This is a genomic window from Vibrio sp. 2433-A1, from assembly GCF_056726085.1.
On sequence record NZ_JBRESC010000011.1, the window covers coordinates 62,082 to 75,542 of the forward strand.

The 13,461-nt window shown below is 45.5% G+C and carries 12 protein-coding genes; all 12 read left to right on the plus strand.

Annotation, left to right across the window (positions count from 1 at the left end; genetic code table 11):
* The first annotated feature begins 133 nt into the window (after nucleotides 1–133).
* Complete coding sequence (locus tag ACU01J_RS12670; RefSeq protein WP_481086024.1) at nucleotides 134–1,267, plus strand: flagellin; 1,134 nt, start codon at nucleotides 134–136, stop codon at nucleotides 1,265–1,267.
* Nucleotides 1,268–1,496: 229 nt separating this feature from the next.
* Complete coding sequence (locus ACU01J_RS12675; RefSeq protein ID WP_481086025.1) at nucleotides 1,497–2,630, plus strand: flagellin; 1,134 nt, start codon at nucleotides 1,497–1,499, stop codon at nucleotides 2,628–2,630.
* Nucleotides 2,631–2,701: 71 nt separating this feature from the next.
* Complete coding sequence (gene flaG, locus ACU01J_RS12680; protein WP_481086026.1) at nucleotides 2,702–3,130, plus strand: flagellar protein FlaG; 429 nt, start codon at nucleotides 2,702–2,704, stop codon at nucleotides 3,128–3,130.
* A gap of 19 nt (nucleotides 3,131–3,149) precedes the next feature.
* On the plus strand, nucleotides 3,150–5,171 hold the full coding sequence (fliD, locus tag ACU01J_RS12685; protein WP_481086027.1) for a flagellar filament capping protein FliD: 2,022 nt from the start codon (nucleotides 3,150–3,152) through the stop codon (nucleotides 5,169–5,171).
* Entirely contained in the window at nucleotides 5,158–5,481 is a 324-nt protein-coding gene (gene fliT / locus ACU01J_RS12690; RefSeq protein WP_481086028.1) for a flagellar protein FliT, read from the plus strand. The genes fliD and fliT overlap by 14 nt, the downstream gene beginning before the upstream one ends.
* Before the next feature lie 15 nt (nucleotides 5,482–5,496).
* On the plus strand, nucleotides 5,497–5,907 hold the full coding sequence (fliS, locus tag ACU01J_RS12695) for a flagellar export chaperone FliS (protein WP_004413247.1): 411 nt from the start codon (nucleotides 5,497–5,499) through the stop codon (nucleotides 5,905–5,907).
* A gap of 274 nt (nucleotides 5,908–6,181) precedes the next feature.
* On the plus strand, nucleotides 6,182–7,648 hold the full coding sequence (locus ACU01J_RS12700; RefSeq protein WP_481086029.1) for a sigma-54 dependent transcriptional regulator: 1,467 nt from the start codon (nucleotides 6,182–6,184) through the stop codon (nucleotides 7,646–7,648).
* A gap of 123 nt (nucleotides 7,649–7,771) precedes the next feature.
* Nucleotides 7,772–8,830: a sensor histidine kinase gene (locus ACU01J_RS12705; protein WP_481086030.1), complete on the plus strand. Its 1,059-nt coding sequence runs from the start codon at nucleotides 7,772–7,774 to the stop codon at nucleotides 8,828–8,830.
* Nucleotides 8,831–8,832: 2 nt separating this feature from the next.
* Nucleotides 8,833–10,233 (plus strand): sigma-54-dependent transcriptional regulator, encoded by a 1,401-nt coding sequence (locus tag ACU01J_RS12710; RefSeq protein ID WP_481086031.1) that lies wholly within the window; start codon nucleotides 8,833–8,835, stop codon nucleotides 10,231–10,233.
* A gap of 98 nt (nucleotides 10,234–10,331) precedes the next feature.
* Nucleotides 10,332–10,643 carry a flagellar hook-basal body complex protein FliE gene (gene fliE / locus ACU01J_RS12715; RefSeq protein ID WP_481086032.1) on the plus strand — a complete coding sequence of 104 codons (312 nt, stop codon included), beginning with the start codon at nucleotides 10,332–10,334 and terminating at the stop codon, nucleotides 10,641–10,643.
* Nucleotides 10,644–10,658: 15 nt separating this feature from the next.
* Nucleotides 10,659–12,407, plus strand: a complete 1,749-nt coding sequence (fliF, locus tag ACU01J_RS12720) for a flagellar basal-body MS-ring/collar protein FliF (RefSeq protein ID WP_481086033.1) — start codon at nucleotides 10,659–10,661, stop codon at nucleotides 12,405–12,407.
* The gene (gene fliG, locus ACU01J_RS12725) at nucleotides 12,400–13,455 is read left to right on the plus strand and encodes a flagellar motor switch protein FliG (RefSeq protein WP_004413253.1); all 1,056 of its coding nucleotides are present in this window, start codon (nucleotides 12,400–12,402) and stop codon (nucleotides 13,453–13,455) included. The genes fliF and fliG overlap by 8 nt, the downstream gene beginning before the upstream one ends.
* Nucleotides 13,456–13,461 lie beyond the last annotated feature (6 nt).

Consider the following 13,461-nt stretch of genomic DNA (forward strand, 5'->3'; position numbering starts at 1 on the left):
CGAAAAAAACTTAAAAAAAACCTCAAGGTTTTGGAAATAGCGCCGTTAATAAATGTAACTTTTGAGAGAACTACTTTGGTTTTCCGAGACGTCGGAAACCGGAAACATCGGAAAATCAAACGGAGAAATCACCATGGCAGTGAATGTAAATACAAACGTAGCAGCAATGACAGCTCAGCGTTACCTAAATAGCGCGAACAACGCTCAACAAACTTCAATGGAGCGTTTGTCATCTGGTTCTAAGATCAACAGTGCTAAAGACGATGCAGCGGGTCTACAAATCTCTAACCGCTTAAACGTACAAAGCCGTGGTCTAGACGTGGCTGTGCGTAACGCGAACGACGGTATCTCTATCGCGCAGACTGCTGAAGGTGCGATGAATGAGACAACAAACATCCTGCAACGTATGCGTGACCTATCGCTACAGTCTGCTAACGGTTCAAACTCTAAATCTGAGCGTGTTGCTATCCAAGAAGAAGTAACAGCACTTAACGACGAGCTAAACCGTATCGCTGAAACAACATCTTTCGGTGGTAACAAGCTACTTAACGGTACGTTCGGTACTAAATCAATGCAGATCGGTGCGGACAACGGTGAAGCAGTAATGCTTTCACTAAACAACATGCGCTCTGATGACTCTAAAATGGGTGGTCAAAGCTACCAAGCTGCGACAGCTAAAGATTCAAACTGGACTGTAGCTGCGGGTGCAAACGACCTAACACTTAACCTAACTGACACTGACGGTGTTGCTCAAACTATCACTATCAACGCGAAAGAAGGCGACGATATTGAAGAACTAGCGACATACATCAACGGTCAAACTGACATGGTTAAAGCGTCTGTAAACGAAGATGGTCAACTACAAGTATTCGCAGGTGCGGATAAAGTAGACGGCGCTGTATCATTCTCTGGTGGTCTTGCTGGTGAGCTTTCAATGGGTGCAGCGAAAAACGTAACAGTAGATACGATTGATGTAACTTCTGTAGGTGGCGCGCAAGAATCTGTTGGTATCATCGATGCTGCACTTAAGAACGTAGATAGCCACCGTGCTGAACTGGGTGCTTTCCAGAACCGCTTCAACCACGCTATCAACAACTTAGATAACATCAACGAAAACGTGAATGCATCTAAGAGCCGTATCAAAGACACTGACTTCGCGAAAGAAACAACGGCACTAACTAAGTCGCAAATTCTTTCTCAAGCTTCGAGCTCTATCCTTGCTCAAGCGAAGCAGGCACCAAACTCGGCACTAAGCCTACTAGGCTAATCAAACCTAGACATGAAAAATCCAGCTTCGGCTGGATTTTTTTTTGCCTGAGATAAACTAATGATCTCCATCACATTTCATATGCTCAACGATAAAAAAAGAAAATTAATTGAATTTTTTTCTAAAGGTATTTTATTGCTCGCCGTTAAAGGACTGAGAGAAATGAGATGTGCCAAAGTGAGGTGAGAGACGCTGCGGCACATCGCCCTAATGCCGAAGGAGATCAAATATGGCAATTAATGTAAACACGAACGTGTCTGCAATGACCGCACAGCGTTACCTAAATGGTGCCGCTGACGGGATGCAGAAATCGATGGAGCGCTTATCTTCAGGTTATAAAATCAACAGTGCACGAGATGATGCTGCTGGTTTGCAAATTTCCAACCGCTTAAACTCACAAAGCCGTGGCTTAGACATGGCTGTAAAAAATGCCAATGATGGTATCTCAATTGCTCAAACCGCTGAAGGTGCGATGAATGAGACCACCAACATACTTCAACGTATGCGTGATTTGGCACTTCAATCTTCAAACGGCTCTAACTCTCGTGGCGAGCGTATCGCGATTCAAGAAGAAGTAACGGCGCTTAACGACGAGCTAAACCGTATCGCAGAAACTACCTCTTTTGGTGGTAATAAACTGCTAAACGGCACATTTGGCGACAAGTCTTTCCAAATCGGAGCAAGTTCTGGTGAAGCTGTACAGCTAGGCATCGGCAACATGCGTTCTGATACTATGGGTATGGGTGGTAAAGCATACATTGCAACCGCTGGTAAAGACGCTGATTGGACTGTTGCAGCAGGAGCGACCGACCTTACACTGGGCTATACTGATGTACATGGTGAAGCGAAAAACATCACCATAAATGCTAAAGTTGGCGACGATGTCGAGCAGCTTGCAACGTACATTAATGGTCAAAGTGAAGATGTGAAAGCATCTGTTGGTGAAGAAGGTAAATTACAGCTTTTTGCAGCATCTAATAAAGTTGCTACAGACGTCACTATTGGTGGTGGACTAGGTGGTGAAATTGGTTTCGGTGCTGCAGAAGATCGTACTGTTGCTGATGTAGATGTAACGACAGTTGCAGGCTCTCAGCTAGCGGTATCAGTGATCGACGGCGCATTGAAAACTGTAGATAGCCAACGTGCTGAACTGGGTGCATTCCAAAACCGTTTTGGTCACGCGATCACCAACTTAGACAACATCAACGAGAATGTGAATGCATCTCGTAGTCGAATTGTTGATACTGACTACGCGAAGGAAACCACTGCGATGACGAAATCTCAGATCCTTCAACAAGCGAGTACCTCTATTCTGGCACAGGCGAAGCAGTCTCCGTCGGCAGCTCTTAGCTTACTTGGTTAACCGATGGGTTCGATAGGAGCTTATTGGCACAACATTATGTTGTGACCTGCTAAGGTGGAAGGGAGATCGTTATGGAAATACCATCCTACACATCGAACGTCCAGCCTTATGGCTCAGAAAGTGGCACTAAAATTGCTTCCAAGTATGATGGTGTACAGCAAGTTTCCTCGCGAAAGGAGCAAGTTTCTACCGCGGAGATAAGTGAAAAAGCGACTCAAAATGTTGAAAGGGCTATCGAAGCTTCAAAAGAGCGAGAAAAGCTGAATCGAGCAGAACGAGAACGCATTGTGGAAGAGATGAATGATTTCATTTCCTCTATCAATAAAGGCTTATCTTTTCGCGTGGATGAAGAATCCGGTAGAGATGTTGTAACGATATACGAAGCGGATACTGGTGATATTATTCGTCAGATTCCAGATGAGGAAATGTTGGAAATCTTACGTCGACTGAGAGAGCAGACGGCCCGTTATTCATCAGGGCTTTTCAACCAGGCGGTGTAACCATACTTGAGGTGAGTGAATGAGTTTTGGCCCAATAGGCATGAATTCTGGCATGGATATCAATTCTATGGTCAGCAAAATTGTAGATGCGGAGCGCGTACCTAAGCAGCAACGCATCAACAATGAGCAGACCAAGATTGATTCTAGTATCAGTGCCTATGGTCGACTCAGAGAGTCGCTGGATACGATGAAAAACTTGATGGCGAGCTTTCGTCAGGAGAAAGCTTTCGCCGCAAGAACAGTGGAATCGACTGATGACACTGTTGTATCCGCAACAGCAACCACTGAAGCTATCGCTGGTCGCTATGCGATTGATGTGTTGCAGCTTGCCCAAAGCCACAAAATTGCATCTGATGTACTTCCTGAAGATGCGAAATTTGGTCCGGGTAAGCTGCAGGTTTCATTGGGGGACAAAAAGTTCTCCATTGACGTGCAGCAAAATTCCAAATTGATTGATATCGTCCGTGGTATCAATGGCAGTAAATCCAATCCCGGTGTTCGAGCCGCTGTAATCAATGATACGGCAGGGCCTCGTTTAATCGTTGCTTCCAATAAATCTGGTCAAGACAACGACATTTCGATGACGGTTGACGCTCAACCAGGTGATACTCTTAAACAACTCGAATACAAAACACTAGAACAACGTGTAAAAGATCTGGAGCGCGCGCGTGCGGCAGCTCAAGAATTGCTTTCCCCGCTCAATCCCGCTGAACAATTGATTGCCGACAAAATTGCGCAAAGAAACATCGAAGCGGCAAAAATTGTAGACCAAGAAATTGCCGATGCCTCTAAACAAGCGGCAATAAGTGCCGATCCAAATGCAGCGAAAGAAGCAACTCCGGGCAATGAAATGTCCAGTGGTGCCACATCGGCAGCTGCTCAAGCGGGCATTGAAGCGAATAAATACCTAAAACCTGAAGAACGTATTCCAGGCTGGACACCAACAGCGTCCGGTACCTTATTAGATTCATACTGGGAACCTGAGCCACAACTCGATGCGAAAGCCAAAGAAAAAATGGGCGATGTTCCGGGCTGGTCAAACAGTGCTTCAGGTACGCTTACCGATTCTTATGTCACACCCAAAGAGGCACAAGCCAAACTGGATTTTGAAAAAGCACGTATTGAACAAGGTTTTGTGGATCAAAGAGCGTCCTTGAAACTACGTGTTGCATCCGGTGAGTTAACGCCTGAACAGGCTAAAGAGCTAGAACGAGCAAACCTACCGAAAGAAGAGCGCGAGTACCTTGAGCGTATTGATAAAGCTCAAGCTGATTTAAATGCCGCGCAGCAATCTTTTGATACCTACCGCGGCATGACAGAAGTGCAATCCGCGCAGGATGCTAAAGTGATGCTCGATGGTGTTGCCCAGTTATCCAGTGATAACAACATTATCGAAGATGCGATCGATGGCGTAGATTTAACGCTAAAAGGGCGCACTGAGAAAGGTAAGCCTGCGTCTGAAATTGATATTGAATATGACCGACAGGGTGTGCGTGAAGACATCGAACAGTTTGTCGCAGCCTACAATCAGTTTTATCAAGTATCAAAAGAGCTTGGCGGTGTTGATCCAACAACCGGTATGGCAGGTCCCTTATCAGGGGACAGTATAGTGCGCAGTGCGGATTCAAGGCTAAAGGCGGTGTTTTCATCTCGAGTGGAACCTGCACCTGACGATCTTAAAACCTTGACCGAATTCGGTATTACGACCACTCGTCAGGGTAATCTTGAGATCAACTATGAGATGCTCGATCGTCAGCTCAATAATAACTTTAATAAATTGGAAGATTTCTTTGGTGGTAACCAAGGTTTTGCGAAAAAGGTTGAAGATGCGATTCAAGGCTTAACTGGGGTTACTGGCTCCATACGCAGTCGTGAGCGCAGCTTAGTTGAGCGCAATTATCGTATGCAGGATGATCAAGCGGCACTGGATCGCCGTATGGAAAATTTAGAGAAGCGCACCCACGCCAAGTTTTCGGCGATGCAAGATGCAACGAGTAAAATGCAGTCTCAGTTAGCAGGTATGATGAATGCCCTTGGATAGTGACTTTGATGCAAATATTGCGCTATTGAGAGATCTGGATCACAAAATCCATGAAACTCTTGCAGTTGTAGAAATCAATGCTGAAGAAATCGTTCAGCTAGTCGATACAAGGGAACAGATTTTGCAAAAGTTACTGGAAGCGATACAAGCTCGTCCAGAACTCAAGCACAAACAGCAGTGGCAAGAAGCGGTTAAGACCACTCAAACTGTTGTAGAATTGATGCAGAGCAAGACCGACGAATTGGCATTGGCGTTAAAGAAATATCGTCATGGCAAGCGTTCTGTTCAGCAGTATCAAAAGTTTTTATAGATTAAGAGGGTTATCATGCGTGGTTCATTACAGGCTTACAAGAAGGTATCAGTTGATAGCCAACTAAGTGCAGCCTCCCCACATAAGATCGTCCAGATGTTGATGGCAGGTGCTATTGAGCGATTAATTCAGGGGAAAGCGGCAATGCAGGCTGGCAATATCCCGATGAAGGGTGAGCGCCTTGGTAAAGCGTTAGACATTATCATCAGTCTACGCAGCTGTCTTTCAATGGATGATGGCGGTGATATTGCTCAAAATCTAGACCAGTTATATGAGTTCATGATTACTCAGATCACTGAAGCAAATCACCAAAACAATCCGCAGCCAATCGACGATGTTATCGACATTATTCGCGAAATTAAGTCAGCTTGGGATCAAATTCCAAACGAATACCATAATCTGACCGCTAATGATGTAGGTATATAAAATTATCAACAAGCGTTTAACTGATTGTACTAAATGTAAGCTTTTTCTGAAAAATAACAGAAAGCTGATTTTGGCTTAACATCACATCAGTTAATTGCTTGGTTGCCTTTATTTTTTTTAAAATAGAATAGAAAGCCACATATAGCCTAGTGGCTTTTTTTGTTGCTGAAATTTATATATTGTCTAGCGGTTTAACTGAACTATAGTTATTCGTAACGTTAGCAACTTTATCCAGCCACACCGTTTTAAAAAGAAAAGGCAAACAATCTCACCTATGCAGGGTTTAGCAAAGCTACTTGTGATTGAAGACGACGCTCAAGCGCGTATCAATCTTAGTAATATTTTAGAATTTGTTGGGGAACAATGTGAGGCGATCAGCTCTGATCAACTTGATGATCTCGATTGGTCACAAGTTTGGGCTGGCTGTATTTTGGGTTCTCTGAGCAGCGATAGGCTGCCGACCAAGCTGAGTGAAAAGTTATCCCAAGCCAATCATATCCCGCTTCTTATTGCCGGAAAGCAATCATATCCAGTAGAAGAACTGACAAACTATGTTGGTGAACTGGAGTACCCGTTAAATTACCCTCAGCTTAGTGAAGCACTGCGCCACTGCAAAGATTTCCTTGGGCGTAAAGGGGTAAACGTTCCTTCTTCTTCTCGTAAAAACACCTTGTTCCGTAGTTTGGTTGGCCAAAGTATGGGCATTAAAGAGGTGCGCCACCTAATTGAACAGGTTTCAGGTACCGAAGCGAACGTATTAATTTTGGGGGAGTCTGGCACGGGTAAAGAAGTGGTTGCTCGTAATATCCACTACCATTCAGCCCGTCGCAATGGTCCATTTGTACCTATCAACTGTGGCGCTATTCCGCCAGACTTGTTAGAAAGCGAACTGTTCGGTCACGAAAAAGGCGCGTTTACCGGTGCGATTACTGCCCGTAAAGGTCGATTTGAACTGGCTGAAGGCGGCACACTATTTCTTGATGAAATTGGTGATATGCCAATGCCGATGCAAGTTAAGCTGCTACGTGTTCTTCAAGAGCGATGCTTTGAACGTGTCGGTGGTAATGCGACGATTCGAGTTAATGTTCGCGTCATTGCGGCGACTCACCGTAATCTAGAAAGCATGATTGGTGATGAATCATTCCGTGAAGACTTGTACTACCGTCTGAATGTGTTCCCAATCGAGATGCCAGCTCTCCGTGATCGCATTGAAGATATTCCATTATTGCTGCAAGAGTTAATGACTCGCATGGAGGCGGAAGGCGCTCAACCAATCTGCTTTACGCCTCGCTCTATTAACTCGTTAACCGAGCACGATTGGCCTGGTAACGTGCGCGAGTTAGCGAACTTGGTAGAACGCATGATCATTTTGTATCCAAACAGCTTGGTTGATGTGAATCATCTTCCGACTAAGTACCGATACAGTGATATTCCTGAGTTTCAGCCAGAGTACAACAATGTTGAGTCGGTTGAAGAACAGGAGCGTGATGCACTACAAAATATATTTTCTGAAGATTTCAATCTTGAATCGATTGACTTGTTCCAAGAGCACGACAATGCACCACAAAGCTTACCGCCGGAAGGCGTTAACTTGAAAGAGATGCTGGCTGAGCTGGAAGTGAATATGATCAATCAGGCACTGGAAGCGCAAGGTGGTGTGGTAGCAAGAGCGGCAGACATGCTAGGTATGCGTCGTACCACCTTGGTTGAGAAAATGAGAAAGTACAACTTACAGCGCTAAATTGATTGAATTGCTGACTGTCAAATTTTCGACTTGATGCTAAGTCATTGAAAATATTAAAAAATAGCCTGGCTTGCTTATTGCATGTCAGGCTATTGTAGTTTTTAAGGTAGAAAATACGTCATGCATTCAACATCACAGGCTGATAACCCAATGCCGCTAGGTACTTTAGAACAACAAGTCGAACGTTATCAGCAAGTGCTCGATGTTATGCCAGCTGGTGTCATTCTGCTTGATACGCAAGGCGTGGTTCAAGAAGCCAACCCAGAAGCACAGCGCTTATTGGAAATCCCGTTAGTGGGCGAAAAGTGGTTTGAAGTGATTCAACAAGCCTTTTCGCCTCGTGAAGATGATGGTCACGAAATTTCATTGAGAAATGGCCGTAAAGTCCGTTTAGCGATTTCAGCGTCAACCACGGGTCAGTTGATTTTGATAACTGATTTGACGGAAACGCGTTTGCTTCAGTCACGAATCAGTGACTTACAGCGCCTTTCTTCATTAGGCAGAATGGTTGCATCGCTCGCGCACCAGGTTCGAACGCCTCTGTCGAGCGCTATGTTGTATGCATCGAATTTAGCAGCGCCTAATCTACCGCCGGCGACCAAAGATCGCTTCCAAAGTAAGCTGATGGACCGTCTGCATGATTTGGAGAAGCAAGTGAACGACATGCTGTTGTTCGCCAAAGGTGGTGATAACAAAGTCGTTAAGCCGTTCACTATCTCTGACTTAGTGGCTGAGTATTCACCGATGGTCGAAACCGGCCTTAAGAACAATAACATCGACTACTTTATCGAAGTCGAACAAGAGCAGACAAAGCTGCTTGGTAACGCCAATGCAATCGCTTCAGCGTTAAGCAATTTAGTAATGAATGCAATCCAAATAGCTGGCAAGGAATCACAAGTAGATGTGTTCTTTAGACCAGTAAATGGTGAGCTCAAAATTTCGGTTCAAGACAGTGGTCCTGGTGTGCCGAAAGAGCTGAAAAACAAGATTATGGAACCTTTCTTCACAACACGCTCTCAAGGGACAGGGCTTGGCTTGGCCGTAGTGCAAATGGTCTGCCGAGCGCATGACGGAAGATTGGAACTTATTTCAGAAGAGGGTGATGGCGCATGCTTTACCATGTGTATTCCACTGGAACGCGTCCCTCATACTGACCAAGAAGCTATGACTGGAGAATGATGATGGCTCAAAGTAAGGTATTAATCGTAGAAGATGATGAAGGTCTACGCGAGGCATTGGTTGATACTCTCGCTCTAGCTGGCTATGAATGGCTTGAAGCGGACAGCGCGGAAGATGCCTTGGTCAAACTGAAATCAAATAACGTTGATATTGTGGTTTCTGACGTGCAGATGGCTGGAATGGGCGGTCTTGCGTTGCTAAGAAACATCAAACAGCATTGGCCAAACCTTCCTGTGCTGCTAATGACAGCCTATGCCAATATCGAAGACGCCGTGTCTGCGATGAAAGATGGTGCCATTGATTATATGGCTAAGCCGTTTGCTCCAGAAGTGTTATTGAACATGGTAAGTCGTTACGCCCCAGTTAAGTCAGACGACAATGGCGATGCGGTGGTAGCAGATGAGAAAAGTATTAAGCTTCTTGCTCTGGCGGATAAGGTAGCCAAAACCGATGCCAGCGTGATGGTGCTTGGGCCAAGTGGTTCAGGTAAAGAGGTGATGTCTCGTTATATCCACAATGCCTCTAATCGCAAAAATGGCCCATTTGTGGCGATTAACTGTGCGGCAATTCCTGACAATATGCTCGAAGCGACCCTATTCGGTTATGAAAAAGGGGCGTTTACTGGTGCTGTTCAAGCGTGTCCAGGTAAGTTTGAGCAAGCGCAAGGCGGCACTATTTTGCTGGATGAAATCAGCGAAATGGACCTCAGCCTTCAAGCTAAATTACTGCGTGTGTTGCAAGAGCGCGAAGTGGAGCGTTTGGGCAGCCGTAAGAGCATCAAACTTGATGTGCGTGTTCTGGCGACAAGTAACCGAGATCTCAAGCAATACGTTAAAGAAGGTAACTTCCGCGAAGATTTATATTACCGCCTGAATGTATTCCCAATTACATGGCCAGCGCTGTGTGAGCGTCAAGGAGATATCGCGCCACTGGCTAAGCACTTGGTTGAACGACATTGTCAAAAACTCGGTATGCCAGTTCCAAACGTATCACAACAAGCGATTGCAAAACTGCTCGCTTATCCTTGGCCGGGAAATGTGCGTGAGTTGGATAACGTTGTACAACGCGCGCTGATCTTGAGTGAAAATGGCAACATTGGCTCAGAACACATTTTGCTCGAAGGTTTGGATTGGCAAGATGCGTCAAGCTTACAAGTCGCTGTCGAAAGTGGTGATGTGATTGTGCCTGATGTTAAGCCTGTCGCGGATATGAGCAAAAATCTAACTTCGGGGACTGGGCTAGGTGGTGAGTTACGTGACCAAGAATATGCCATCATTCTTGAAACTCTCGAAGAGTGTAATGGGCGCAGAAAGGAAATGGCTGAAAAATTAGGCATTAGTCCACGAACTTTGCGCTACAAGTTAGCAAAAATGCGCGATGCTGGGATTGATATTCCTAACTAACGTGTTATTTTTCCACTCTCTTAATGACGTGGCATGAGGATTGCAGCGTCATTAATCTAGCACTTATTTAAGTCAAAGAGTTGACTACTGAGGTTTTGATGAGAATTGACGGATTTCAAAGCGAAATGCAAGCCATGATGTTTGAAGCGGGTGGGACTAAACCTGCTGCAACAGGTCAAACGGTTGGTGCTGATTTTGGTCAGTTACTCAATAACGCGATTAATAACGTTAACACCCTGTCTAAAGCATCAAGCAACATGCAAATGCGCTTTGACCGTGGTGACGCTGACGTTTCTCTTTCCGACGTGATGATCGCTAGAAACAAATCTAGTGTCGCTTTTGAAGCAACAATTCAAGTACGTAATAAGCTCGTTGAGTCGTACAAAGAATTGATGAACATGCCAGTTTAAGTTTAGGTAAAGTCTGTGGCAGAACAAAATCAATCAACGGATCTGACAGTTTCTGATAGTGGTCCAGATAGCACTATGCTATCGACTACTGATTTAGATACAGATGTACAAAACCCAGATTTGGATGAAAAAAGCAGTTCAAAATTCGACATGGCTGTCGGAGATCTCGATCTGTTACGCCAAGTCGTACTCGTCCTCTCTATTTCGATCTGTGTTGCCCTCATTGTCATGTTGTTCTTCTGGGTCAAAGAGCCTGAAATGCGTCCGCTTGGCGTGTATGAAACAGAAGAACTTATCCCTATCCTTGATTACTTAGATCAGCAAAAACTGGATTATAAGCTCGAAGGTAATACCATTTTGGTGCCAGCGAGTGATTTCAATACCCTTAAGCTCGATATGGTTCGTGCTGGGCTAAACAACGAAAAGCAGGCTGGTGATGACATTCTGCTGCAAGATATGGGCTTTGGTGTTTCTCAACGCTTAGAGCAAGAGCGTCTTAAACTGAGCCGTGAACGTCAGCTATCTAAAGCCATCGAAGAGATGAAGCAAGTGCGTAAAGCGCGTGTTCTTCTAGCACTACCGAAACAAAGCGTGTTTGTTCGTCATAACCAAGAGGCCTCTGCTTCGGTTTTCTTAACGCTTAAAACCGGTACCAACTTAAAGCAAGCAGAAGTCGATTCAGTGGTCGATATGGTGTCGAGTGCGGTGCCAGGGATGAAACCTAACCGTATTACCGTCACCGACCAACATGGCCGTCTACTAAGCTCAGGCACACAAGATGCGGCTTCATCAGCTCGTCGCAAAGAATATGAACTTGAACGCAAGCAAGAAGAAGCATTGCGTGAAAAGATTGACTCAGTACTGATCCCAATACTAGGTTTTGGTAACTATACTGCTCAAGTGGATATTCAACTCGACTTTAGTGCGGTTGAGCAGACACGTAAGAGCTTCGACCCGAATACTCCGTCGACGCGAAGTGAGTACACTCTTGAAGATTATAATAACGGCAGTGTGGTTGCTGGCGTTCCAGGGGCACTAAGTAACCAGCCTCCAGCAGATGCGTCAATTCCACAAGATGTCGCCCAAATGAAAGATGGTTCGCTCCTTGGACAAGGCTCAGTACACAAAGAAGCAACGCGTAACTTCGAGTTAGATACCACCATCAGTCATGAGCGTCGTCAAACTGGTGTTGTTAACCGTCAGACTGTCGCCGTCGCCGTAAAGAATCGCGCCATCGTAAACCCTGATACCGGTGAGACGACCTACCAGCCACTTTCAGATACTGAGCTAAACTCTATTAAGCAGCTATTGATGGGTACTATTGGTTTTAGTGAAGCGCGTGGCGACTTACTGAACGTTCTAAGTATGCAGTTTGCGGTTCCTGAAACCGAAGTGATTGCTGATGTGCCTATTTGGGAGCATCCAAACTTCAATGATTGGATCCGTTGGTTTGCGAGTGCACTAGTGATTATTGTTGTCGTGCTAGTTCTAGTTCGACCTGCAATGAAAAAACTACTCAACCCTGCTTCTGACGAAGATGATGACCAACTATATGGCCCAGATGGCCTACCAATTGGGGCGAATGGTGAAACCAGCCTAATTGGCGGCGATTTGGATGGTGGTGAGTTATTTGAGTTTGGATCAAGTATTGACTTACCTAATTTACATAAAGATGAAGATGTGCTGAAAGCGGTACGAGCTCTTGTAGCGAACGAACCAGAGCTAGCGGCACAAGTTGTTAAGAATTGGATGCAGGATGCCTAACGAAATAGTTCCACAGGAAGAGGGCGGTGAGGTAGCAGAAAACACCGTGGATATAGCAAGTATTCCGGGCGAAGAGCGCGCGGCGATCCTTCTACTCAGTCTTAATGAGGAAGACGCAGCGGGCATAATTCGCCATCTAGAACCAAAACAAGTTCAACGAGTTGGTAGTGCCATGGCGCGTGCTGCTGACTTAAGCCAAGACAAAGTCGGTGCGGTTCACCGCGCTTTCTTGGAAGACATTCAGAAATACACCAATATTGGTATGGGCAGCGAAGACTTTATGCGTAACGCTCTGGTTGCTGCACTTGGAGAAGATAAAGCCAACAACCTTGTTGACCAAATTCTACTGGGTACAGGCTCGAAAGGCCTAGACTCGTTGAAGTGGATGGACCCTCGTCAGGTGGCGAGCATCATCATTAACGAACACCCTCAGATTCAGACCATCGTTCTTTCCTATTTGGAACCGGATCAATCTGCAGAAATTCTATCTCAGTTTGCAGAACGTGACCGTCTCGACTTGATGATGCGAATCGCTAACCTTGAAGAAGTTCAACCATCTGCACTCGCAGAGCTGAATGAGATCATGGAGAAACAGTTTGCTGGCCAAGCGGGTGCACAAGCAGCCAAGATTGGCGGCCTGAAGGCAGCGGCAGAGATCATGAACTATATGGACAACAACGTCGAGGGCGTGTTGATGGAGCAAATCCGCGACCAAGACGAAGATATGGCGACGCAAATCCAAGATCTTATGTTCGTGTTCGAGAACCTTATCGAGGTCGACGACCAAGGTATTCAGAAATTGCTGCGCGACGTTCCTCAAGATGCACTACAGCGTGCACTTAAAGGTGCGGATGATTCTCTACGTGAGAAGATCTTCAAGAACATGTCTAAACGTGCTGCTGAGATGATGCGAGACGATCTGGAAGCGATGCCTCCAATCAAAGTATCTGATGTGGAAGCGGCACAGAAAGAAGTTCTGGCAGTTGCACGACGTATGGCTGACTCCGGTGAGTTAATGTTAGGCGGCGGTGCGGACGAATTCTTATAACCGTAA

Excerpts from the sequence above, each read along its gene's own strand:
- fliT (WP_481086028.1), top strand. The coding sequence starts at position 5,158 with ATGCCCTTGGATAGTGACTTTGATGCAAATATTGCGCTATTGAGAGAT.
- fliD (WP_481086027.1), top strand. The coding sequence starts at position 3,150 with ATGAGTTTTGGCCCAATAGGCATGAATTCTGGCATGGATATCAATTCT.
- ACU01J_RS12710 (WP_481086031.1), top strand. The coding sequence starts at position 8,833 with ATGGCTCAAAGTAAGGTATTAATCGTAGAAGATGATGAAGGTCTACGC.
- fliS (WP_004413247.1), top strand. The coding sequence starts at position 5,497 with ATGCGTGGTTCATTACAGGCTTACAAGAAGGTATCAGTTGATAGCCAA.
- flaG (WP_481086026.1), top strand. The coding sequence starts at position 2,702 with ATGGAAATACCATCCTACACATCGAACGTCCAGCCTTATGGCTCAGAA.
- ACU01J_RS12675 (WP_481086025.1), top strand. The coding sequence starts at position 1,497 with ATGGCAATTAATGTAAACACGAACGTGTCTGCAATGACCGCACAGCGT.
- ACU01J_RS12705 (WP_481086030.1), top strand. The coding sequence starts at position 7,772 with ATGCATTCAACATCACAGGCTGATAACCCAATGCCGCTAGGTACTTTA.
- fliE (WP_481086032.1), top strand. The coding sequence starts at position 10,332 with ATGAGAATTGACGGATTTCAAAGCGAAATGCAAGCCATGATGTTTGAA.
- fliG (WP_004413253.1), top strand. The coding sequence starts at position 12,400 with ATGCCTAACGAAATAGTTCCACAGGAAGAGGGCGGTGAGGTAGCAGAA.
- ACU01J_RS12670 (WP_481086024.1), top strand. The coding sequence starts at position 134 with ATGGCAGTGAATGTAAATACAAACGTAGCAGCAATGACAGCTCAGCGT.
- ACU01J_RS12700 (WP_481086029.1), top strand. The coding sequence starts at position 6,182 with ATGCAGGGTTTAGCAAAGCTACTTGTGATTGAAGACGACGCTCAAGCG.